This is a genomic window from Blautia sp. HCP3S3_D9 (assembly GCF_052063845.1).
In the GTDB taxonomy this organism is placed as follows: Bacteria; Bacillota; Clostridia; order Lachnospirales; family Lachnospiraceae; genus Blautia_A.
Window position 1 is genome coordinate 19098 of the sequence record NZ_JBQHWS010000003.1, and the last position, 22403, is coordinate 41500.

25 protein-coding genes and 1 pseudogene are annotated in these 22403 nt (G+C 42.6%); all 26 read left to right on the forward strand.

Annotated features, from left to right (window positions below; genetic code table 11):
* Window positions 1–93: 93 nt before the first annotated feature.
* Window positions 94–348, forward strand: a complete 255-nt coding sequence (locus ACTNES_RS01430; protein WP_441038363.1) for a hypothetical protein — start codon at window positions 94–96, stop codon at window positions 346–348.
* Between the two features lie 220 nt (window positions 349–568).
* Window positions 569–814: pseudogene (locus tag ACTNES_RS01435) on the forward strand (aspartate aminotransferase); the annotation flags it as partial.
* A gap of 50 nt (window positions 815–864) precedes the next feature.
* Entirely contained in the window at window positions 865–1020 is a 156-nt protein-coding gene (locus tag ACTNES_RS01440; RefSeq protein ID WP_300334522.1) for a hypothetical protein, read from the forward strand.
* Between the two features lie 130 nt (window positions 1021–1150).
* Window positions 1151–1363 carry a hypothetical protein gene (locus tag ACTNES_RS01445; protein ID WP_291808672.1) on the forward strand — a complete coding sequence of 71 codons (213 nt, stop codon included), beginning with the start codon at window positions 1151–1153 and terminating at the stop codon, window positions 1361–1363.
* Window positions 1364–1527: 164 nt separating this feature from the next.
* On the forward strand, window positions 1528–2208 hold the full coding sequence (locus tag ACTNES_RS01450) for a response regulator transcription factor (RefSeq protein WP_291814624.1): 681 nt from the start codon (window positions 1528–1530) through the stop codon (window positions 2206–2208).
* 74 nt (window positions 2209–2282) lie between these two features.
* A complete protein-coding gene (locus ACTNES_RS01455; RefSeq protein ID WP_291807796.1) occupies window positions 2283–2993 on the forward strand; it encodes an acyl-[acyl-carrier-protein] thioesterase in 711 nt (236 codons plus the stop codon).
* Between the two features lie 239 nt (window positions 2994–3232).
* Window positions 3233–3925: an L-ribulose-5-phosphate 4-epimerase gene (locus tag ACTNES_RS01460; RefSeq protein WP_291807797.1), complete on the forward strand. Its 693-nt coding sequence runs from the start codon at window positions 3233–3235 to the stop codon at window positions 3923–3925.
* Window positions 3926–4054: 129 nt separating this feature from the next.
* A complete protein-coding gene (locus tag ACTNES_RS01465) occupies window positions 4055–4876 on the forward strand; it encodes an alpha/beta hydrolase (protein WP_291807798.1) in 822 nt (273 codons plus the stop codon).
* A gap of 145 nt (window positions 4877–5021) precedes the next feature.
* Window positions 5022–5324, forward strand: coding sequence for a nucleotidyltransferase family protein (locus tag ACTNES_RS01470; RefSeq protein ID WP_216460829.1), 303 nt, complete (start codon window positions 5022–5024; stop codon window positions 5322–5324).
* Window positions 5311–5715 carry an HI0074 family nucleotidyltransferase substrate-binding subunit gene (locus tag ACTNES_RS01475; protein WP_216460828.1) on the forward strand — a complete coding sequence of 135 codons (405 nt, stop codon included), beginning with the start codon at window positions 5311–5313 and terminating at the stop codon, window positions 5713–5715. The genes ACTNES_RS01470 and ACTNES_RS01475 overlap by 14 nt, the downstream gene beginning before the upstream one ends.
* A 24-nt stretch (window positions 5716–5739) precedes the next feature.
* The gene (locus ACTNES_RS01480; protein ID WP_216460827.1) at window positions 5740–6579 is read left to right on the forward strand and encodes a CvfB family protein; all 840 of its coding nucleotides are present in this window, start codon (window positions 5740–5742) and stop codon (window positions 6577–6579) included.
* A 138-nt stretch (window positions 6580–6717) separates the two neighbouring features.
* Window positions 6718–10185 (forward strand): DNA polymerase III subunit alpha, encoded by a 3468-nt coding sequence (locus tag ACTNES_RS01485; RefSeq protein WP_291807799.1) that lies wholly within the window; start codon window positions 6718–6720, stop codon window positions 10183–10185.
* A 74-nt stretch (window positions 10186–10259) separates the two neighbouring features.
* Window positions 10260–11258, forward strand: a complete 999-nt coding sequence (gene pfkA, locus ACTNES_RS01490; RefSeq protein ID WP_441038364.1) for a 6-phosphofructokinase — start codon at window positions 10260–10262, stop codon at window positions 11256–11258.
* A 3-nt stretch (window positions 11259–11261) separates the two neighbouring features.
* The gene (locus tag ACTNES_RS01495) at window positions 11262–12656 is read left to right on the forward strand and encodes a TrkH family potassium uptake protein (protein ID WP_441038365.1); all 1395 of its coding nucleotides are present in this window, start codon (window positions 11262–11264) and stop codon (window positions 12654–12656) included.
* A gap of 74 nt (window positions 12657–12730) precedes the next feature.
* On the forward strand, window positions 12731–13384 hold the full coding sequence (locus ACTNES_RS01500) for a potassium channel family protein (RefSeq protein ID WP_022380134.1): 654 nt from the start codon (window positions 12731–12733) through the stop codon (window positions 13382–13384).
* 9 nt (window positions 13385–13393) lie between these two features.
* Entirely contained in the window at window positions 13394–14167 is a 774-nt protein-coding gene (locus ACTNES_RS01505) for a TrmH family RNA methyltransferase (RefSeq protein ID WP_441038366.1), read from the forward strand.
* 20 nt (window positions 14168–14187) lie between these two features.
* A complete protein-coding gene (locus ACTNES_RS01510; protein ID WP_008707795.1) occupies window positions 14188–14622 on the forward strand; it encodes an NfeD family protein in 435 nt (144 codons plus the stop codon).
* A 2-nt stretch (window positions 14623–14624) separates the two neighbouring features.
* Window positions 14625–15566 carry an SPFH domain-containing protein gene (locus ACTNES_RS01515; protein WP_441038367.1) on the forward strand — a complete coding sequence of 314 codons (942 nt, stop codon included), beginning with the start codon at window positions 14625–14627 and terminating at the stop codon, window positions 15564–15566.
* Between the two features lie 36 nt (window positions 15567–15602).
* Window positions 15603–16604: an ornithine carbamoyltransferase gene (argF, locus tag ACTNES_RS01520; protein WP_441038368.1), complete on the forward strand. Its 1002-nt coding sequence runs from the start codon at window positions 15603–15605 to the stop codon at window positions 16602–16604.
* Entirely contained in the window at window positions 16604–17407 is an 804-nt protein-coding gene (locus ACTNES_RS01525) for a biotin--[acetyl-CoA-carboxylase] ligase (protein WP_441038369.1), read from the forward strand. The genes argF and ACTNES_RS01525 overlap by 1 nt, the downstream gene beginning before the upstream one ends.
* 38 nt (window positions 17408–17445) lie before the next feature.
* Entirely contained in the window at window positions 17446–17811 is a 366-nt protein-coding gene (locus tag ACTNES_RS01530) for a DUF6145 family protein (protein WP_291814615.1), read from the forward strand.
* Window positions 17812–17863: 52 nt separating this feature from the next.
* Window positions 17864–18823: a tRNA dihydrouridine synthase DusB gene (gene dusB, locus ACTNES_RS01535; protein ID WP_334303478.1), complete on the forward strand. Its 960-nt coding sequence runs from the start codon at window positions 17864–17866 to the stop codon at window positions 18821–18823.
* Window positions 18824–19089: 266 nt separating this feature from the next.
* A complete protein-coding gene (gene greA / locus ACTNES_RS01540) occupies window positions 19090–19572 on the forward strand; it encodes a transcription elongation factor GreA (protein WP_117676877.1) in 483 nt (160 codons plus the stop codon).
* A gap of 374 nt (window positions 19573–19946) precedes the next feature.
* Entirely contained in the window at window positions 19947–21545 is a 1599-nt protein-coding gene (gene lysS / locus ACTNES_RS01545; RefSeq protein ID WP_441038370.1) for a lysine--tRNA ligase, read from the forward strand.
* A 224-nt stretch (window positions 21546–21769) separates the two neighbouring features.
* Window positions 21770–22237, forward strand: a complete 468-nt coding sequence (locus ACTNES_RS01550) for a DUF6075 family protein (protein WP_441038371.1) — start codon at window positions 21770–21772, stop codon at window positions 22235–22237.
* A complete protein-coding gene (locus tag ACTNES_RS01555) occupies window positions 22224–22391 on the forward strand; it encodes a hypothetical protein (protein WP_441038372.1) in 168 nt (55 codons plus the stop codon). The genes ACTNES_RS01550 and ACTNES_RS01555 overlap by 14 nt, the downstream gene beginning before the upstream one ends.
* Window positions 22392–22403 lie beyond the last annotated feature (12 nt).

The window sequence follows — 22403 nt, forward strand, 5'->3', positions numbered from 1 at the left end:
TTTATGGAAAAGGCACTTCGAAAGAGGTGTCTTTTTGCGTGAATTTTTAACAAAAACAGAGAGAAAAAATACAGCATAATCACGAAAGCGAAATTGAGATGCATTGCTGTTCAGTATCGAAAAACAATCAGACGTCCAGCAGTAAAAGCGACATTGATCTTTGATGAGGATGATAAAAATCCAATCCTGTTAGACAGTAATTTCGATGAAGACTGGGGTGACTGCCTGTATCTGCAGCCAATCCTGCATCATGGGATCCATAAGAAACATAAAGTAGAGATTATCGTTGAGGACACAGATACAAAAGATAAAACTCCATTCTATCTGATGTCGTTGATTGTGGCATAACTGACTTTGGGTTGGGGATTTACTTATATCAGAGAGATTAAATATTTTCTGATAAACTGTAAAGCAGCGATTCAGTTATAAACAAGCAGTGAATGTAGAGAAATTCGTTTGAGAGACTATGTGAAATTTTCAGATAGAAGTTACATATGCAGAATGATATAATAAAGTCCGGGTCGAATGATCCGGACTTTTAAATTATTTGGGAGGATTTACAAAGAACATGAAATACGATTTTACATCAATCATAGACAGACACAATATGGATGCGATTGCAGTAGATGGGTTAGGTACCGGAGAAATGAGTCCGGCAAAACCGAAAGAGGGATTTGACATTATTCCAATGTGGGTAGCAGATATGAATTTTCCTACAGTACCGACCATTCCGGAAGCAATCATCGAGCGTGCGAAGCATCCGGCATATGGATATTTCGCACCAAGAGAAGAATATTTCCAGTCCATCATTGACTGACAGGCAAAACGAAATGGTGTGAAGAACATGGAAAGAGCATTGATGAAGTGCAGAAAGCCGGATGGGATGTTGGTGTTGCATGGCAGGATGGAAGAATGTTCCTGCATCCGTGTGCGATCAGAATGAATCTGGCATTACCGTTCAGCAGAGTACAGGAAGCATTCGACAGACTGGATAAATATGTGTTCAATACAGAAAAATAACAGGATTGGACAAGTAACTGGTTTAAGTGAGAAACATGGTAAGCAGGATGATATTTTTGGTATAAATAGAAAGTTTCTGATGACAGGACATTTACCTGAGTAAATGATATAGAGTAAGGCGGTAATGAGAATGTATACAGTAGAACGAATCGAAGAACTGGATTTTGGCTGCGAAGGCAGACCTGAAGGAATGAAAGATATGGTTCGTGTAATTCTGCAAGGAGATAACGGTGAGGAAGAATCCATAAAAGTGGAGGATGACTGGCTGTACGCGCATGAGATTGATGAAGGAGACAGGGTAGAACTGGATCCAGAACGCAGTTTGGTAAAGGTAACAGAATAATCATAAGAAAATCTTAAGAATTTGTCCCTTTCATATTAAGATGCAAAGATTATTCTAATATCAGTAAAACAAATAAACAGCCAAAAGAACCTGAAATGAAGTAGCGGATTTATAAAGTTATGGAAAATATAACAGGTATTCTGGCAAAGAGGGAGGTGCAAAAAGTGACAAATATTCTGGTCTGCGATGATGATAAAGACATCGTGGAGGCAATCAGTATTTATCTGGAACAGGAAGGATATACGATTTTCAAAGCGTATGACGGTCTGGAAGCAATCAATACATTGCGCAGTCAGCCGGTGGATCTGCTGATCATAGATATTATGATGCCGAAGCTGGATGGCATCCGGGCTACTTTAAAAATAAGAGAAGAGAATCCTCTTCCGATCATTATTCTTTCTGCAAAATCAGAAGATGCGGATAAGATCCTGGGATTAAATGTGGGAGCTGATGATTATGTGACAAAGCCCTTTAATCCACTGGAACTGGTTGCAAGAGTGAAATCACAGCTTCGAAGATACACAAGACTGGGAGCAGCAGTGCCTGTGGAGAATGATCATATCTACGAGACAGGAGGTCTGAGCATAAACGATGACCTGAAGGAAGTCAGGGTAGACGGTGATGTGGTGAAGCTGACACCGATTGAGTACAATATCCTTCTTCTGCTGATGAAGAATCAGGGAAGGGTGTTTTCCATTAATCAGATCTATGAAAATATCTGGAATGAGGAAGCAGTTGCAGCAGATAATACAGTGGCAGTGCATATCCGGCATATCAGAGAAAAAATTGAGATTAATCCAAGAGAACCAAGATACCTGAAGGTTTCCTGTGTTTTGATAGTATAATTTTACATGTAATAACGATGATATGCAAGAGATAAATACACCATAATGATTCATAAGAAAAGAGGACATAAAAAATGAATTACAGTTTTAACAGCAGAGTCAGATACAGTGAGACAGGTGAGAACGGTAAACTGACATTACCGGGTGTTTTGAATTATTTTCAGGATTGCTGTACATTTCATGCGGAGTCGGTCGGGCTTGGAGGAGACGTGCTGAAGGCAAGAGACAGAGCGTGGGTTCTTTCTTCCTGGCAGGTAATTGTGGATGAATATCCTGCTATGGGAACAGAAATCAGGATCACGACAGCACCTTATGATTTCAAAGGATTCATGGGTATGCGTAATTTCACCATAGAAACAATGGATGGGAAGAAGCTTGCCTGGGCGAACTCCAACTGGACACATCTGGCCATCAGTACAGGAATTCCGGCGAGACTGACACCTGCAGATACAGACAATTACATACTCAGTGAAAAGCTGGAAATGGATTATGCACCGAGAAAAATCAAACTGCCGGATGATATGATTTCACAGGAATCATTCACAGTGCAGAAGCATCACCTTGATACCAATCATCATGTAAACAACTGTCAGTATATCTGTATGGCAGAAGATTTCCTGCCGGAAGATTTCAAAGTATATCAGATGCGTGCAGAGTATAAGATGCAGGCAAAGCTGGGTGATATGATCTGGCCGAAGGCGAAAGTGGAATCAGGGAAAGTCGTTGTATCTCTGGATGATGAGAAGGGGAAGCCGTATGCAATTGTGGAGCTTGCGGAGAAATAAGGAAATTTGTAGGAATGATACCCCGGTATTTATTTGTTACTGTGCACGGAGTGTACAGTAACATTTATTTCGTTATGTTTATAGCAAGATACAAGTTGGTACATGTACCGTACAAGTGATATAATGCAAGTAACAGCAGGATATTTTCCGGTTGAGATATTGTGCAGGAATACAGAACTGGAAGAATATGAAAATCGTTGCAGAAAATATAATTGAAAAAGCAAAAGGAGAAGGAAACTATGCTGGAAAAATTAAAAGAGGAAGTTTACAAAGCAAATATGGATCTTCCGAAATACGGACTTGTTACATTTACATGGGGTAATGTCAGCGGAATCGACAGAGAAAAAGGACTTTTTGTTATCAAACCAAGTGGAGTAGACTATGATTTACTTACACCGGATGACATGGTCGTTATGGATCTGGAGGGAAATAAAGTAGAAGGAAGATATAACCCATCCTCTGATACAGCAACTCATCTGGAATTGTACAAAGCATTCCCGAATATCGGTGGAGTGGTACATACACATTCCTCATGGGCAACAAGCTGGGCACAGGCAGGAAGAGGAATTCCATGCTATGGAACCACACATGCAGACTACATGTATGGAGAAATTCCATGTGCACGTTGTCTGGAAGGCAAAGAATTTGATGAATATGAGAAGAACACAGGACTCCTGATCGTAGATGTGTTCAAAGATAAAGATTATGAAGCAGTACCTGCAGTGCTTTGCAAAAACCACGGACCATTTGCATGGGGCAAAGATGCGCACGAAGCAGTACATAACGCAGTAGTTCTTGAAGAAGTTGCAAAAATGGCAGCACGTTGCGAGATGATCAACCCACAGGTAAAACCTGCTCCACAGGATCTGCAGGATAAGCACTACTACAGAAAGCATGGTGCAAATGCATATTATGGTCAGGGAAATAAATAAGAATTAATCGGATCAAGCAGGTATTGAAGCGGATGATTTTATCTACTTAACAATGAAATATAAATAAGAGATATGAAAAGGGAAGAACCTGAAGTAAGTTCTTCCCTTTTCATAAATATGGAGGAACTTATGATATATAAAAAAATAGAAATATCTATAACCGGATATAAACAAACAGCAGACCTGTATACATATTTTCTGGATAATTCCATTGAAATGCATATTAACAGAAAGCGTCCGGTAGTTGTGATCTGCCCGGGTGGTGGCTATTCCATGACTTCCGACAGAGAAGCAGAACCAATTGCCATGCAATATCTGGCAAAGGGATATCATGCAGTGATCCTGCGTTATAGCGTAGAGCCTGCCAGATATCCGCTGGCACTTTTGCAGCTGGCAAAAACAGTAGCATTTTTGAGAAAACATGCAGAAGAATTTCATATTAATACAGACAAGATTATTTTGCAGGGATTTTCAGCAGGAGGACATCTTGCTGCAAGTCTTGGTGTTTTCTGGAAGAAAAGCTTTATTGCAGAGACACTTGGGGTAACTTCTGAGATGGTAAAACCAAACGGTATGATCTTAAGCTATCCGGTTATTACTTCCGGGGAATTTGCACATACAGGATCTTTTGAATGCCTGTTAGGAGATGATTATAATGATGCGGATAAGAGAAAAGAACAGTCTCTGGAACTTCAGGTATCTGCAGATACGCCACAGACATTCTTATGGCATACAGTAACAGATGACTGCGTTCCTGTAGAAAATTCTTTATTGTTTTTCAATGCACTGCGGAAATTTAAAGTTTCGGTGGAAATGCACCTTTATCCGGTAGGTGGACATGGTCTTAGTCTGGCAAGCGAAGAGACAAGCCATGTAGATGGAGGATGTATACAAAAAGAATGTCAGTCATGGATGGAGCTGGCGTGCAAATGGATAGAAAGTATGAAGTAAAATAAGATAATAAAAATACAAAGGCGGCATTGTGCCGCCTTTATTATTTGTGTTATACTGAAATGAAAAGCTTCAGTATTATAGTATTTCAAAATAATACATGATAGAGTAGAAAAAACTACCTGACAGAAAGGTAAGATAATAAATGGAAAAGTTGGAAAAAACAGGAATAAAGCCAATCGTAATTGATGAGATCAGAAATCTTGCAGATAAATATCAGGTAAAAAAGGTGATTTTGTTTGGATCAAGAGCAAGAGGTGATTTTTATCGTGCCAGTGATATTGATCTGGCGGTTAAAGATGGGAATATTACAGGTTTTACCTTAGATGTCAAAGATACTACTTCTACATTATTGGATTTTGATATTGTGGATCTGGGTAAGCAGATAGATGAAAAATTGCTGCTGTCGATTAAGAAAGAGGGGATCGTTCTTTATGAAAAAGTTTGATAACTTTGTTTCACATCTGAATGTTTTAGAAAGAGCGAAAGATGAAGATATCAATAATGAGTTTATTGTAAGTGGAATTATTGATAAATTTTCCATTCAATTTGAGTTGGGATGGAAAGTTCTAAAGGAACTTCTCAAATATGAAGGAAACAGCGTAGCGAATACAGGTTCCCCAAGAGAGATTTTAAAAGCAGCGTATTTTGTATATGATTTTATTGATGAGGACACATGGCTTTCTATGCTGAAATCCCGCAATGATATGACACATATATATGATAAAAAAGCAGCTGAAGATTTGGTAAAGATAATTTTGAAAGAGTATATTCCCTGCTTTCAAAAGATGAAGGAAAATGTTCTGAAACAGTATGGCACAGTTTTAGATTCTCTTTAATAACACAACAGAAATGGAGATTATATGATAGAGTTAGGAAAAAAACAGAAATTAACAGTAGTAAAGTCCGTAGATTTTGGTGTATATCTTGGTGAGGATATGCATGCGGATGCAAAGAACCGTGTACTTCTTCCGTCCAAACAGGTTCCGGAAGGAACAAAAGAGGGCGACAGCATCGAAGCATTTATTTACAAAGATTCTCAGGACCGTCTCATTGCAACAACAAAAGAGCCAAAACTTCAGGTAGGCCAGACAGCAGTTCTGAAAGTATCTCAGGTAACCAGAATCGGTGCTTTCCTTGACTGGGGACTGGAAAAAGACCTCCTGCTTCCATATCATGAGCAGACTCTGAAAGTAAGAGAAGGCGAAGATGTACTGGTAGCGCTCTATATCGACAAGAGCAGCCGCCTTTGCGCAACTATGAAGGTTTATCACTACCTTTCCACCAGAACTCCTTATGTAGTAGGAGATATGGTAAAGGGGCGTGTCTATGAAATCAGCGACAAATTCGGTGTATTCGTAGCTGTTGATGACAAATATTCCGCACTGATCCCTGCACGAGAAGCAAAGGGAAAATACCGTCCGGGCAAGATTCTGGAACTGCGTGTCAGCGAAGTAAAAGAAGACGGAAAAATGAACGTTACAGACCGCCAGAAAGCATATCTGCAGATCAATGAGGATGCAGAGAATGTTCTTGAAGTTATCAATGAATTTGCCGGTGTTCTTCCATTCGATGATAAAGCATCACCGGAAGTCATCCAGAGAGAATTTGGCCTGAGCAAAGGTGCATTCAAACGTGCCATCGGACATCTGATGAAGGAAGGCAAAGTAGAAATTAAAGATAAGAGAATCTATGCGAAGTAAAAAGAACTGCATAAACATAGAAAAATAGTATAGTCTGGCAGATTCAATAATCTGCCGGACGAAAAATTTTTTGCAAAATAATTGCAGATAATATAACCAATATAATAGTTAAAGCATAAGAACAGGAGAGATACAAAGTTGGAGTTTACACATCTTCACGTCCATACAGAATACAGTCTGCTGGATGGTTCCAATAAAATAAAAGAATATGTAGCTCGTGTCAAGGAACTTGGCATGGACAGCGCGGCGATCACAGACCACGGAGTCATGTACGGTGTGATCGATTTTTACCGTGCAGCAAGGGCCGAGGGAATCAATCCGATCCTGGGATGTGAGGTTTATGTAGCTCCCGGCTCCCGATTTGACCGTGAAGCAGGAAGCGGAGAAGACAGATATTACCATCTGGTTCTTCTGGCAGAGAATAATCAGGGATACGCAAACCTGATGAAAATTGTATCGAAAGGTTTCACAGAGGGATTTTATTATAAACCTCGAGTAGACCTGTCACTGTTGAGAGAATACCATGAAGGTATTATTGCATTAAGTGCCTGCCTTGCAGGTGAGGTTGCCAGATATCTTCAGAGAGGAATGTACGAAGATGCAAAGGCAGCAGCTCTCCGTTATCAGGACATTTTTGGAAAGGGAAACTTCTTCCTGGAATTACAGGATCACGGAATTCCTGCACAGCAGGTAGTTAATCAGGAACTTCTGCGTATGCACGAAGAAACAGGAATTGACCTGGTAGCAACCAACGACGTGCATTACACAATGGCAGAGGATGCTGCACCGCACGATATCCTTCTCTGTCTGCAGACTAACAAGAAACTTGCAGATGAGGATCGAATGCGGTATGAAGGTGGGCAGTATTATGTGAAATCCCCTGAAGAAATGGCACAGCTTTTCCCATATGCTCTGGAAGCTTTGGAGAACACTCATAAGATTGCTCAGAGATGTCATGTAGAGATTGAATTCGGTGTAACCAAGCTGCCGCGATTCGATGTACCGGATGGTTTTACATCCTGGGAATACCTGAATAAACTTTGTTTCGAAGGGCTGGAAGAGCGCTATCATCCGGTTACAGAGGAATTAAAATCCCGTCTGACATACGAATTATCTACTATCAAGAACATGGGTTACGTGGATTACTTCCTTATCGTATGGGATTTCATCAAATATGCTCGTGACCATGAGATTATGGTAGGTCCCGGACGAGGTTCTGCAGCAGGAAGTCTCGTTGCTTATACTTTGGGAATCACACAGCTTGATCCGATTCGTTATGATCTGCTTTTTGAGCGATTCCTGAATCCGGAACGAGTTTCCATGCCTGATATTGACGTTGACTTTTGCTTCGAGAGAAGACAGGAAGTAATTGAATATGTGCGCCGCAAATACGGTGATGACTGCGTCGTTCAGATCGTTACTTTTGGTACTCTGGCAGCCCGCGGTGTAATCCGTGACGTTGGCCGTGTACTGGACATGCCTTATGCACAGGTGGACTCCATTGCAAAGATGATCCCGCAGGAGCTGAACATCACCATCGACAAAGCTCTGAAAATGAATCCGGAGCTGAAGAAAGCATACGAAGAACAGGATGATGTTCATTATTTGATCGATATGGCGAGACGCCTGGAAGGTCTTCCAAGACATACTTCCATGCATGCGGCAGGTGTGGTTATCAGCCAGAAAGACGTATCCGAATATGTACCTCTTTCCAGAGCACAGGACGGTTCCATTGTTACTCAGTTCACTATGACAACACTGGAAGAACTGGGACTTCTGAAAATGGACTTCCTGGGACTTCGTACCCTGACTGTGATCCAGAATGCAGTAAAGCTGATCCAGAAGGATGCAGGTGTCACTCTGGACATGCAGAAAATAAATTATGATGATAAGAAAGTTCTCGACTCCCTCGGCACCGGCCGTTCCGATGGCGTGTTCCAGCTTGAAAGCGCAGGAATGAAGAACTTCATGAAAGAACTGAAACCGCAGAGCCTTGAAGATGTAATCGCGGGAATTTCCCTTTACCGTCCGGGTCCGATGGATTTTATTCCACAGTATATCCGTGGCAAAAACCGTCCGGATACCATTAAATATGACTGCCCTCAGCTGGAACCGATCCTTAAGCCGACTTATGGTTGTATTGTATATCAGGAGCAGGTTATGCAGATCGTTCGTAACCTGGCCGGTTATACGCTTGGACGAAGCGATCTTGTACGTCGTGCCATGTCCAAAAAGAAAGCGGCAGTCATGGAAAAAGAACGCCAGAACTTTGTATATGGAAATGAAGCAGAAGGAGTTCCGGGATGTATTGCTAATGGGATCGATGAAGCAACAGCCAATAAGATTTACGATGAAATGATCGATTTCGCGAAGTATGCGTTTAATAAATCTCATGCAGCAGCTTATGCAGTTGTTTCCTATCAGACTGCATATCTGAAATATTATTATCCGGTAGAATTTATGGCAGCTCTGATGACCTCAGTTATTGATTTCCCGACAAAAGTAGCAGAGTATTTCTTGGTATGCCGCCAGATGGGAATCAAGATCCTTCCACCGGATATCAATTGCGGAATGTATGGTTTTTCTGTAGATAACGGTGCGATCCGATACGGACTTTCAGCGATTAAAAGTGTAGGTCGTCCGGTCATCGAGAGTCTGGTAAGTGAACGTCAACAGAACGGACTGTATCGTTCACTGAAGGATTTCATGGAGCGAAATACACAGCAGATGAATAAGCGTGCAGTAGAAAACTTCATCAAAGCCGGTGCGCTGGATTGTCTGGAAGGCAACCGCCGTCAGAAGATGATGGTCTACCAGCAGATTGCAGATAACATCAGCCAGGAGCGGAAGAACAGTCTTGTGGGACAGATGAGTCTTTTTGACCTGGTCAGTGAGGAAGACAAGAAAGAATTCGAAATCCGCATGCCGAACGTAGAGGAATTTGGCAAGGAAGAACTTCTCGGTTATGAAAAAGAAGTTCTGGGAATTTATCTCAGTGGACATCCTCTTGAGAATTACCGTACAATGATGGAGAAAACCATCTCCGCAAAGACTTCTGATTTCCAGCAGGATGAAGAGACAAATCTTCCGAAAGTCATGGACGGTCAGAAAGTGATCATTGGCGGAATGATTACGGATAAAACCATCAAATATACAAAGACTAACAAGGTCATGGCATTTCTGACAGTAGAAGATCTGGTAGGAACAGTAGAAGTAGTTGTATTCCCGCGTGATTATGAAAAAAGCCAGCAGTTTCTGAATGAAGATGCCAGAGTGTTTATCCAGGGAAGAGTATCTGCAGAAGATGACCGTGCCAGCAAACTGATCCTCGAGAAAATCTGTCCGTTTGACAACATGCCAAGAGAAATCTGGATCCAGTTTGACAACAAAGAAGCCTATGCACAACTGTCCCAGGAATTACTCTCAGATATTCGAAGATCACCTGGTGACAGTACTGTTGTGATCTATCTGAAAGATGTAAAGGCCATAAAGAAGCTTCCAGTTGGTTATCATGCACAAATACAGGACTCATGGATGAATTACATGTACGAAAAATATGGTCAAACCAATGTTAAAGTTGTAGAAAGAGGATTGAAAAACTTATAAAAATGCGCTAAACTATACCCGAATATGTGTATAGTAAAAAGATGAGATAGATTCATAAGATGGAGGAAGAAAAGATGGCAGAAAAGAAGATAAAAACCATTGGTGTCCTTACCAGCGGTGGTGACGCACCGGGAATGAACGCTGCAATCCGTGCAGTTGTCAGAAGAGGTTTAAGCGCAGGATTGAAGGTAAAAGGTATTCTGAAAGGATACAATGGTCTGTTAAATGAAGAGATCATTGACATGAGCGCAAAAGATGTATCTGATACGATCGAGCGTGGTGGTACAGTCCTTTACACAGCACGTTGTGCAGAATTCCGTACACCGGAAGGACAGCAGCGTGGTGCAGAGATCTGTAGAAAACATGGTATCGACGGACTTGTTGTTATCGGTGGTGACGGATCTTTTGCAGGTGCTCAGAAACTTGCAAACCTTGGAATTAATACAATTGGTCTTCCGGGAACAATTGACCTTGATATTGCATGTACAGAATATACAATCGGTTTTGATACAGCTGTAAACACAGCAATGGAAGCAATCGATAAAGTACGTGATACTTCTACTTCTCATGAGAGATGCAGTATCATCGAGGTTATGGGCCGTGGTGCAGGATATCTTGCCCTGTGGTGTGGTATTGCTAACGGTGCTGAGGACGTTCTGATCCCAGAGAAATATGATTATGATGAGCAGAAGCTGATCAACAACATCATCGAGAGCCGTAAGAAAGGCAAAAAGCATCACATCATCATCAATGCAGAGGGTATTGGCCATTCTGAAGCAATGGCAAAACGTATCGAAGCTGCCACAGGTATTGAAACACGTGCTACAATCCTTGGACACATGCAGCGTGGTGGAAGCCCGACATGTAAAGACCGTGTATATGCATCTATGATGGGTGCTCTGGCTGTAGATCTTCTTGTTGCAGGCAAGACATGCCGTGTTGTTGGATATCGTCACGGTGAATTCGTAGACTTCGATATCAATGAAGCACTTGCTATGCAGAAAGGTATCTCTGACTATCAGTGGGAAGTATGCCAGTCACTTTCTCATAACTATGATAAAAACAACAAATAACAAATGAATAAAAAGATGCAGTTATATAACAGACTGCATAAATTAAATACTGCTCAGATAATTACCCTCGGTTTTGCGGGAGTGATTATCTTAGGGGGATTACTTCTGTGGCTGCCGTTTTGTACGGCACCCGGATACCACACATCTTTTACAGATGCCATGTTTACCGCAACCACAAGTATATGTGTAACAGGGCTTGTGACAGTTGTTACGGCAACTCACTGGACTCTGGCAGGCAAGATTATTATTCTTGTCCTGATCCAGATCGGAGGTGTGGGACTGATTTCCCTGGGCAGTATTATTTTTATAAGTCTGAGAAAGAAAATATCGCTGAGGAACCGGCGTGTTATCCAGGAGTCCTATAATATGGATAGAATGGGTGGGATGGTCAGGCTGGTGAAGAAAGTTCTGATCTGTGTGTTTGGAGCAGAAGGAATCGGTGCAGTGTGTTATGCAGTTCGATTTATTCCGCAGTTCGGTCTGGCAAAAGGTCTGGGATATTCTGTTTTTACGGCAGTATCTGCATTCTGTAATGCAGGTATTGATCTGCTGGGAGAGGACAGCCTGGCTCAATATGTTGCTGATCCGATCGTAAACTTTACAAGTGTAGGACTGATCATTATGTCAGGACTTGGATTTGTGGTCTGGTGGGATATCTGGGATAAGATCAAACGAGTCATCAGAGGGAAACTTCCGGTGGGACGTATGTTTAAAAATCTCCGTCTTCACAGTAAGATTGTGCTGATGATGACGCTGACACTTGTTGTGGGCGGTACAGTACTGATCTTTCTGTTTGATCATGGAAATCCGGAAAGTATCGGGACATATTCGCCGGGAACGAAGTGGATGGCATCTTTGTTCCAGTCAGTTACCACAAGAACAGCCGGATTTTTCACTGTAAGCCAGGAGCGGTTTTCCAATGCAACTTATATGCTGTGCCTGATATTGATGCTGATCGGTGGTTCCCCTATGGGAACAGCAGGTGGAATTAAGACAACAACAGTTGCGGTCCTTCTGCTGAGTCTGAAATCCAATCTTCAGGGAAAACGGGATGTGGAAGTACACCACAGGAGAATCAGAGACAGCTACATCCGTTCTGCGATCGTAGTGACAGGTATGGTACTTACAGTACTTATTTTCATGAGTATGCTGTTGTGTGCTGCCATGCCGGAAGCACCCATAGAAGATGTTGTTTATGAAATTACATCTGCGGTTGCAACGGTAGGACTTAGCAGAGGGCTGACACCCTGCCTGAATACAGCAGGCAAATGGATCGTGATCCTGACTATGTATCTGGGAAGAATCGGTCCGCTGACTCTGGGAACTGCAGTGACTGTACGTACACAGAAAATGCCGGCAGATTCACATCTGGCAGAAGAAGATATTATGATCGGATAGTAACGGTTCGGCAGTCAGGCGGATATTCGCAGAGGATAACGAATACATGTTCAGAAAGAGAAATGAGGAAGAAAATGAAGAACAAATCTTATGCAGTGATCGGTCTTGGGCAGTTCGGGATGACGGTAGCCCTTACTCTGGCAGAGGCGAACTGCGATGTACTTGCCATTGACGATAAAGACGATAATGTGCAGGATATTGCAGAGAAAGTTTCCTATGCTGTCAAGGCAGATGTGCGTGATCCGGGAATTCTGGAATCGCTTGGAGTTCAGAATGTAGATGTTGCGGTCATCGCAGTAGCCGAGAATATGGAGGCCAGTATTACAGCAACCATGCAGGTGAAAGAACTTGGAGTTCCTTTTGTCATGGCGAAGGCAATGAATTCTCTTCATGGCAGGATACTGGAGAAAATAGGGGCAGATAAGGTGATTTATCCTGAACATTCCATGGGTATCAGAGTTGCAAGAAATCTTCTCTCCAGTGGATTTGTCGATATGTTTGAGCTTTCTTCTGATTTCAGTATGGCAGAATTTAAGATCCCGCGGGAATGGATAGGAAAAACACTTCGGGAGCTGAAGGTCAGGGAAAAGTATAACATCAATCTGATCGGTCTGAAGCATGGCGATAAGATGAATATGAATGTGGCGCCGGATGAAGTGTTTCCGGCAGACTGCACAGTTGTTGCAGCAGGAGCAAACAGTGACCTGAATAAGGTTTCGGAAAATTGAGGATAAGATATGATCACCAGTGTAAATAACGGACAGGTAAAAAATATCATACAGCTGAACCAGAAAACAAAAGCCCGCAGAGAACAAGGGCTTTTTGTTGCAGAAGGAAGAAAAATGTTCGGCGAAGCACCTAGGGATTGGATTTCGAAGGTGTATGTATCAGAAGCTCTCAGCGGTGATGCAGAACTGATGGCTCAGGTGGAGAAACTTCCATATGAGATAGTAGCAGATTCTGTTTTTCGACAGATGAGCGATACGCAGACGCCGCAGGGAATTATGACAGTGCTTAAGAAACCTTCCTATACAATAGAAGATATTCTCGGCGGGAAAAATCCGCTGGTTATGATTCTGGAGGATCTGCAGGATCCGGGAAATGCGGGAACTATTCTCCGTACAGGAGAGGGCGCCGGAGTAAGCGGGGTTCTTCTGACAAAGACCTGCGTGGATATCACAAACCCGAAGGTTATACGATCAACCATGGGTTCTGTCTACAGAATGCCTTTCCTATATGTGGAAAGTGTGGTATCATTAGCACAGGAACTGAAAGACAGAAATATCCGCACATTTGCGGCGCATCTGCATGGTAAGAACTCTTATGATCAGGAATCCTACACAGGAGGAACTGCTTTCCTGATCGGCAATGAGGGAAAAGGACTGACAGATGAAGCGGCAGACAGTGCTGATTGTCTGATACGGATTCCTATGTGTGGAAAAGTAGAATCTCTGAATGCTGCCATGGCATCCGGAATTCTCATGTATGAAGCTGCTCGTCAGAGACGATAGCAGACGAAAGGAGGAGTTTCATGCAGCCTTTGATCTGGCTTGGGATTCTTGCGTTATTGCTTGTTGTAGAGGCAATTACGGCAGGACTGACCACCATCTGGTTTGCCGGCGGCGCACTGGTCGCTGCTATTGCATGTTATGCAGGAGCGAACCTCACTGTACAGATATTGCTGTTTCTGTGTGTTTCATTGGTACTTCTCATCTTTACCAGACCACTGGCAATGAAGTACTTCAACAAAGAAACCATACAGACCAATGCAAACAGTCTGATTGGAAAGAAAGCAGTTGTGATTCAGGAGATTGACAATCTGGCGCAGACAGGCCAGGTTCGTATCAATGACATTGAATGGACTGCACGTTCTGCTGATGACGAAAAAATCGGCGAAGGCACCGTTGTAACGATTGAAGAGATCCGAGGTGTGAAACTTATCGTAAAACAGAATAAGGAGGATTAGTTATGGGCGTGTTTTTTCTGATAGTTATTATTGTTATTGCGGTATGGGTCCTTGCATCCTGCGTCCGCATTGTACCACAGGCATATGCAGTAATCCTGGAACGTCTGGGAGCTTATCAGGCAACCTGGAGTACAGGGATTCACTTCAAGGTTCCGTTTATTGAACGAGTAGCCAGAAAGGTAAATCTGAAGGAACAGGTAGTGGATTTTCCACCGCAGCCGGTTATCACAAAGGATAACGTAACCATGCAGATTGATACTGTCGTATTCTTTCAGATCACAGATCCGAAGCTTTATACTTACGGTGTGGAGAATCCGATCATGGCAATCGAGAATCTGTCCGCAACAACCTTAAGAAATATTATCGGTGACATGGAACTGGATGAGACACTTACATCACGTGAGACGATCAATACCAAGATGAGAGCTTCTCTTGATGAAGCTACTGATCCATGGGGAATCAAGGTCAATCGTGTGGAATTAAAGAATATTATTCCTCCGGCAGCTATTCAGGATGCGATGGAGAAACAGATGAAAGCTGAGCGTGAACGTCGTGAAGCAATCCTGATCGCAGAAGGTCAGAAGAAATCTACGATCCTTGTTGCAGAAGGTAAGAAGCAGTCTGCAATTCTGGATGCAGAAGCTGAGAAACAGGCAGCAATCCTCCGCGCAGAGGCTCAGAAAGAGCGTATGATCAAGGAGGCAGAAGGACAGGCTGAGGCAGTTCTGAAAGTTCAGAATGCCAATGCAGAGGGTATCCGTATGATCAGAGAGGCAGGAGCAGATGAGGCAGTTCTGACACTGAAGAGTCTGGAAGCATTTGCCAGGGCAGCAGACGGTAAGGCAACCAAGATCATTATTCCGTCGGATATTCAGGGAATCGCAGGTCTGGCAAGTTCGCTGAAAGAGATCGTCACTGATCCGAAAGCGGAGACAGACAAATAACAAAAGAGAATAAATGACATCGGGGAGAGAATTATTATGAACTTAAAAGGAAGAAACTTTCTGACACTGAAAGACTTTACACCGGAGGAGATAACATATCTTATTGATTTATCCGCAGAACTTAAAGCAAAGAAGAAAGCCGGCGAGCTTCACGAATATTACAGAGGCAAAAATATTGCACTTATTTTTGAAAAAACAAGTACAAGAACACGCTGCTCTTTCGAAGTAGCTGCTCATGATCTCGGAATGGGAAGCACATACCTGGATCCGACAGGCTCCCAGATCGGCAAGAAAGAGAGCATCGCAGATACAGCAAGAGTTCTTGGTAGAATGTATGATGGTATTGAATATCGTGGATTTGGTCAGGAAGTTGTAGAAGAACTTGCAAAACATGCAGGTGTTCCGGTATGGAATGGTCTTACAAACGAATATCATCCGACACAGATGATCGCAGATATGCTGACGATCCGTGAGCATTTCGGAGATTTAAAAGGACGTAAACTTGTATACATGGGTGATGCCCGTTACAACATGGGTAACTCCCTGATGATTGCGTGTACAAAACTTGGTATTCACTTCGTAGCATGCACAACCAAGAAATATTTCCCGAACGCAGAGTTAGTTGCTCAGTGCGAGGAATATGCAAAAGCATCCGGCGGAAGCATCACTCTGACAGAGGATGTTCAGGCAGGAACCAAAGATGCAGATGTTATCTACACAGACGTATGGGTATCCATGGGTGAGCCGGACGAAGTATGGACAGAGAGAATCCATGACCTGACACCATACAAAGTAACAAAAGACGTTATGAAGAACGCAGGCGAGAAAGCAATCTTCCTTCATTGCCTGCCAGCATTCCATGACCTTAAGACAAAGATCGGAAAGGAAATGGGCGAGAGATTCAATCTGACAGATATGGAAGTGACAGATGAAGTATTTGAATCTGAGCAGTCCAAAGTATTTGATGAGGCAGAGAACCGTATGCATACCATCAAAGCTGTTATGGTAGCAACATTAGGAGAGCCGGAGAACAAATAATGGCACATCTGTATAATGAAGAAACAATTTCACAGGCAATAAACACAAAATGGGCGGGCAAAACCGTCCATTTTGCAAAAGAAATGGATTCTACGAATTCATGGATCAAGCGTCTGGCAAAAGAAGGCGCAGAGCATGGAACTCTGGCAGTTGCGGAATTCCAGTCTGCGGGAAGAGGACGTTTTGACAGAAGATGGGAAGCGCCGGAGGGCAGCTCTATTATGATGACACTGCTCCTACGTCCGGAATTTTCACCGCAGTATGCGTCTATGCTGACACTGGTTATGGGAATGGCAGTGGCACAGGCAGCAGAGGAACTGGGGTTTAACGTAAGTATTAAATGGCCCAATGATATTGTGATCTCTAAGAAGAAAATCTGTGGTATCCTGACCGAGATGGGAACAAATGGTGTGAAGATCAATTATGTTCTCATCGGAGTAGGAATCAATGTAAACCTGAAAGAATTTCCGGAAGAAATGCAGGACAAAGCGACTTCACTGATTCTGGAGGGCGGTCATGAATATGACAGAAATCAGGTGATCGCACTGGTGATGAAATATTTCGAGATCAACTATGAGAAATTTATCCAGACCTGTGATTTTACTCATCTGCTGGATGATTACCACAGAATCCTTGCAAATCTGAACCAGCTGGTCAGAGTGATCGATGGTGACAGAAGTTTCGAAGGAATCTGCAGGGGGATTGATGAAAAAGGTGAACTGCTTGTGGAAAGGCAGAATAAAGAAGTTGTGAAAGTCAGCGCAGGAGAGGTTTCAGTGCGTGGGCTTTACAGCTATGTATAAAGATTCTGAATAATTTCGAAAGAGGGAAACAGTAATTTATGTATCAGGACAACATTACTCTCTGCGGCGCAAGTGCCTATGAGAAGAAATTTTATTTTAATCAGGACTTCAATGCACTTCCGGATCATGTGAAGAAAGAGCTTCAGATCATGTGTGTTCTTTACACAGAGGATGTAGGAGGAATCCTGACTCTGGAATTTGACGAAAACGGCAGACTTCAGTTTAAAACAGAAGCTCTGGAAGCAGATGCCCGCTACGATGAGATCGGAAGCGGACTGAAGATCAAACAGCTTCAGCAGGACAAGAAAGAACTTCTGGAATCTCTGGAAATGTATTATAAAGTATTCTTTCTCGGAGACATCCCGGAAGAAGAACTGAAGAAAACACCGGGCAGTGAGGATTGAATCCATGCAGACAAAGAATGAGTCGGTACAGGCAAAAGAACCATTCATGAAGATGCAGTGGAAAATTGGAAATGTGCAGATTGACAATCCATTTGTCCTTGCACCAATGGCGGGTGTAACAGATCTTCCATTTAGAACTCTCTGCAAGGCGCAGGGGGCCGGTCTGATCTGTATGGAAATGATCAGTGCCAAAGCGATTTCTTTTCACAATAAGAATACTATTGCCCTGATGGAAATCGATCCGTGCGAACATCCGGTATCCATGCAGCTTTTCGGTAGTGAACCGGACCTCATGGCAGAGGTTGCGAAATCCATTGAGGACAGGGAATTTGATATCCTGGACATCAACATGGGATGCCCGGTGCCGAAAGTAGTCAATAATGGTGAGGGTTCTGCATTGCTGAAGAATCCTAACCTGATCGAAGAAATTGTTCGAAAAGTATCATCTGCTATCAGTAAGCCATTAACTGTCAAGGTGCGTATAGGATTTGAAAATGAACCGATAGATATTGTTGAGATTGCGAAACGCATCGAGGATGCGGGAGCAGCAGCACTTGCAGTGCATGGACGCACCAGACAGCAGTACTATTCAGGTACAGCAGACTGGGATACTATCCGCAGAGTGAAAAAAGCGATTAGCATTCCAGTGATTGGCAACGGAGATGTAGATTCTCCGCTGAAAGCAGAAGCGCTGGTGAAACAGACTGGATGCGACGCCGTTATGGTTGGCCGTGCAGTAAGAGGAAATCCATGGTTATTCCGCGAACTGAATCATTACTTCCAGACAGGAGAATTGCTGGAACGCCCATCTGTAGAGGAAATCCGTGAGATGATCCTGCGTCATGCCAGAAAGCAGATTGAATTGAAAGGTGAATTCGTAGGAATCCGCGAAATGCGCAAGCACGTTGCCTGGTATACTGCAGGCATGCGCCACAGTGCCGGACTTCGAAGGGAATCCAATACCATTGAAAGCTATGAAGCTCTGGAGCAGCTTTTGTCCAGACTGGGATAGAACTTCAGACGATAGAAAATGCTGAAGAATCATAGTTTGTAAGTTATTTTGTATCTGCTGAAATGAGAAATATAAACAGTAGTAAAGGTGCCCGGAATGCTTGACAATCCGGGCGCTTTTATGTATAATACAGGAATTGTGAATATCCTAGAATAAGTCTGCCCTTTTTCAGGTATGATGTATCAGGAAGCACATAAATCCATGTAGTGATCCGGGGTGTGCAGGACACACCAAAGATGATACCGGATGAAGGGAGTAAGGTTGTTATGGAAGAAAAGAAGAACTTACTAACTTATGCAGGACTTAAAAAATTAGAAGAAGAGCTGCATGATTTAAAGGTAGTAAAGAGAAAAGAAGTAGCAGAGAAAATTAAGGAAGCCAGAGAACAGGGCGACTTATCAGAGAATGCGGAATACGATGCAGCGAAAGACGAACAGAGAGACATTGAAGCACGTATCGAAGAAATCGAGAAGATCTTAAAGAATGCTGAAGTAGTTGTAGAGGACGAAGTAGACCTGGACAAGATCAGCGTTGGATGTAAGGTTAAAGTACACGATTTTGAATTCGAAGAAGACATCGAACTGAAGATCGTAGGTTCCACAGAGGCGAACAGCCTTGAAGGCAAGATCTCCAACGAATCTCCTGTTGGAAAAGCACTTATGGGTGCTCACACAGGTGACGTAGTAGAGGTAGAAATGCCAGCAGGAATCATGAAATACAAAGTTCTGGAGATCCAGAGAAACGTATAAGAGACAGATGACTGAGGTGCGCGTAAACATTTACCATGCAAAAAAGCATGACGCGCACCTTTCTCTGACTATATAAGCAGATAGAATAAATCTGTATATTAAATAAAATGGTAACTATTCAGCAGTCCACTATTCCACGAGGTGTTTTGGCATGAAGATGCCAAAATCCCGAGACATACAAGTCAAAATCCCATTGCCAAAGGCGATTGTTAATGGATTTTGACTCGTAAATGTGAAGGTACTGAACAGTTACATAAAATGATACCAGTAATACGGTTTCGGAATAAACGTGAATTCGCGTAATCAGAAACAGTATCTGATATCTGGAAATGTAAAATAATTAATCATTTTTAAGAATACAAGGAGGAACCAAGGTGGCACAGCAGAAGCAGGAACAGGATTTAAACCAGTTACTGAAGGTACGTCGCGAGAAACTTGCAGATCTTCAGGCTAATGGAAAAGACCCATTTCAGATCACAAAGTTTAATCAGACTCATCACTCAATGGAAGTGAAGAATCTTTACGAAGCACATGAGGCAGAACTTCTCAAAGATCGTGCAGAAGTAGATGTAACAGGTCTTGATGAAGAACAGGCAAAGGAAGCTGTTAAGAAAGATTACGAAGAGAGAAGAGAAATCATGGACGCAAGCCCGATCCATGTATCGATCGCAGGCCGTATGATGTTCAAGAGAGTCATGGGAAAAGCTTCTTTCTGCAACATCCAGGATTTACAGGGAAATATCCAGGTATATGTAGCAAGAGATGCGATCGGAGCAGATTCTTATGCGGATTTCAAGAAATCTGATATCGGTGATATCTTCGGACTGGAAGGCTTTGCATTCAGAACAAGAACAGGTGAGATTTCTATTCACGCAGAGAAGATGACTCTTCTTTCCAAGAGCTTACAGATCCTTCCTGAGAAATTCCATGGACTGACAGATACAGATACACGTTATCGTCAGAGATACGTAGACCTGATCATGAACCAGGACAGCAAGAACGTATTTATCAAACGTTCCCAGATCCTGAAAGAGATCCGAAACTTCCTTGCAGACCGTGACTTCATGGAAGTGGAAACCCCGATGCTGGTTGCAAATGCAGGCGGTGCTGCGGCGAGACCGTTTGAGACTCATTATAATGCACTGAACGAAGATGTTAAGCTTCGTATTTCTCTTGAGCTTTATCTGAAGAGACTGATCGTTGGTGGTCTTGAGAGAGTTTATGAGATCGGACGTGTATTCCGTAATGAAGGTGTAGATACCCGTCATAATCCGGAGTTCACTCTGATGGAGCTTTATCAGGCATATACAGATTATGAAGGTATGATGGAACTGACTGAGTCTATGTTCCGTTATCTGGCAGAGAAGGTTTGTGGTTCTGCGAAGATTTCCTACAATGGTATCGAGATCGACCTCAGCAAACCTTTTGAACGTCTGACCATGAACGATGCGATCAAGAAATACGCAGGAATTGACTTTGATGAAGTTGCAGATGATGAAGCAGCTAAGAAGCTTGCAGATGAGCATCATATTGAATATGAAGAACGTCATAAGAAGGGTGATATCATCAACCTGTTCTTCGAGGAATACTGTGAGAAAGAACTGATCCAGCCGACATTTATCATGGATCATCCGATCGAGATTTCTCCGCTGACAAAGAAGAAACCTTCTGACCCGAATAAGGTAGAACGTTTCGAGCTGTTCATTAATACATGGGAAATGTGTAACGCATATTCCGAGCTTAATGATCCGATCGATCAGAGAGAGCGTTTCAAAGCACAGGATGCTCTTGCTGACGCAGGAGATGAGGAAGCTAACCACACAGATGAAGATTTCCTGAATGCACTGGAGATCGGTATGCCGCCTACAGGTGGTATCGGATACGGAATCGACCGTCTGGTTATGCTGCTTACAGACAGCCAGGCAATCCGTGACGTACTTCTGTTTCCGACGATGAAGTCTTTGGACAAATAAAGCCAGTATTTATGCGGGTTTGCGGTACTTCGATTCAGATTTTGCAACAAAATTGCAACAAATTTACAACGTATAATGCGTGATAATGTGCAATAATGCGTTGATTGGGGCATGAGCCAACTAAATAAGTTTTGTACTTTAAGGACATTTTTCTAAAAGAAATTTTAGGAAAGTGTCCTTTTTTGTTATGGTCAAAAGCAAAATGAAGATTGGAGGAAAATCAAATGGCAAACACAGCGACAAGAGCAGAGAAAAACAATTTTTGCACAATTACTTTCAAAAACAAGGAACACGAAAAATTTTATATGGAATACCTGTCGAAGTGCAGATACCAGGATGTATACCATAAGGCATTGGTATATTGTCTTGGGATTGACAGAGACACAAGGGAAAATGCCAACAGGATTTATGATTTTAAAACAGGTTATGTGAAAACAGAGTGCCTGCAGGAAGGTTGGCAGACCAGTGGCAGTGAAAAGATTGTCCGGATGGCATTTAATCTTTATTGTAATGGAACTCCCAGCGTTAATGATTATGATAATGCAGAAGAACAGGTGAAGGAATGCCGGTGTTATACTGTTGAAGATTTATTCTGCTGTGGATATGCAAGATATTTCTGGGAAGCTATCAAAATCCGTTATCCAGAGTATTGCTCATATGTAGATTGGGAGGATATGTATGCTGAAAATTAGACTTCAAGGCACACTAAGGGATATTCGATGGTTTAAGGGGATTCTGCAACGGCATGAAGAAGTGAATGTTCAGGAGGTTTCAGAGCCTTTCGCCAACAAAGGAACCAATAAATATTTTCGTGTTTATGCAGAAGTAGAAAAAGAAGAAAAGTAAAGCAGGAGGAAA

Excerpts from the sequence above, each read along its gene's own strand:
- ACTNES_RS01555 (WP_441038372.1), top strand. The coding sequence starts at position 22,224 with ATGCTGAAAATTAGACTTCAAGGCACACTAAGGGATATTCGATGGTTT.
- argF (WP_441038368.1), top strand. The coding sequence starts at position 15,603 with ATGAACTTAAAAGGAAGAAACTTTCTGACACTGAAAGACTTTACACCG.
- ACTNES_RS01550 (WP_441038371.1), top strand. The coding sequence starts at position 21,770 with ATGGCAAACACAGCGACAAGAGCAGAGAAAAACAATTTTTGCACAATT.
- ACTNES_RS01505 (WP_441038366.1), top strand. The coding sequence starts at position 13,394 with ATGATCACCAGTGTAAATAACGGACAGGTAAAAAATATCATACAGCTG.
- ACTNES_RS01475 (WP_216460828.1), top strand. The coding sequence starts at position 5,311 with ATGAAAAAGTTTGATAACTTTGTTTCACATCTGAATGTTTTAGAAAGA.
- ACTNES_RS01510 (WP_008707795.1), top strand. The coding sequence starts at position 14,188 with ATGCAGCCTTTGATCTGGCTTGGGATTCTTGCGTTATTGCTTGTTGTA.
- ACTNES_RS01525 (WP_441038369.1), top strand. The coding sequence starts at position 16,604 with ATGGCACATCTGTATAATGAAGAAACAATTTCACAGGCAATAAACACA.
- dusB (WP_334303478.1), top strand. The coding sequence starts at position 17,864 with ATGCAGTGGAAAATTGGAAATGTGCAGATTGACAATCCATTTGTCCTT.
- ACTNES_RS01480 (WP_216460827.1), top strand. The coding sequence starts at position 5,740 with ATGATAGAGTTAGGAAAAAAACAGAAATTAACAGTAGTAAAGTCCGTA.
- ACTNES_RS01465 (WP_291807798.1), top strand. The coding sequence starts at position 4,055 with ATGATATATAAAAAAATAGAAATATCTATAACCGGATATAAACAAACA.
- ACTNES_RS01460 (WP_291807797.1), top strand. The coding sequence starts at position 3,233 with ATGCTGGAAAAATTAAAAGAGGAAGTTTACAAAGCAAATATGGATCTT.
- ACTNES_RS01455 (WP_291807796.1), top strand. The coding sequence starts at position 2,283 with ATGAATTACAGTTTTAACAGCAGAGTCAGATACAGTGAGACAGGTGAG.
- ACTNES_RS01445 (WP_291808672.1), top strand. The coding sequence starts at position 1,151 with ATGTATACAGTAGAACGAATCGAAGAACTGGATTTTGGCTGCGAAGGC.
- ACTNES_RS01500 (WP_022380134.1), top strand. The coding sequence starts at position 12,731 with ATGAAGAACAAATCTTATGCAGTGATCGGTCTTGGGCAGTTCGGGATG.
- greA (WP_117676877.1), top strand. The coding sequence starts at position 19,090 with ATGGAAGAAAAGAAGAACTTACTAACTTATGCAGGACTTAAAAAATTA.
- ACTNES_RS01470 (WP_216460829.1), top strand. The coding sequence starts at position 5,022 with ATGGAAAAGTTGGAAAAAACAGGAATAAAGCCAATCGTAATTGATGAG.
- ACTNES_RS01495 (WP_441038365.1), top strand. The coding sequence starts at position 11,262 with ATGAATAAAAAGATGCAGTTATATAACAGACTGCATAAATTAAATACT.
- pfkA (WP_441038364.1), top strand. The coding sequence starts at position 10,260 with ATGGCAGAAAAGAAGATAAAAACCATTGGTGTCCTTACCAGCGGTGGT.
- ACTNES_RS01530 (WP_291814615.1), top strand. The coding sequence starts at position 17,446 with ATGTATCAGGACAACATTACTCTCTGCGGCGCAAGTGCCTATGAGAAG.
- ACTNES_RS01515 (WP_441038367.1), top strand. The coding sequence starts at position 14,625 with ATGGGCGTGTTTTTTCTGATAGTTATTATTGTTATTGCGGTATGGGTC.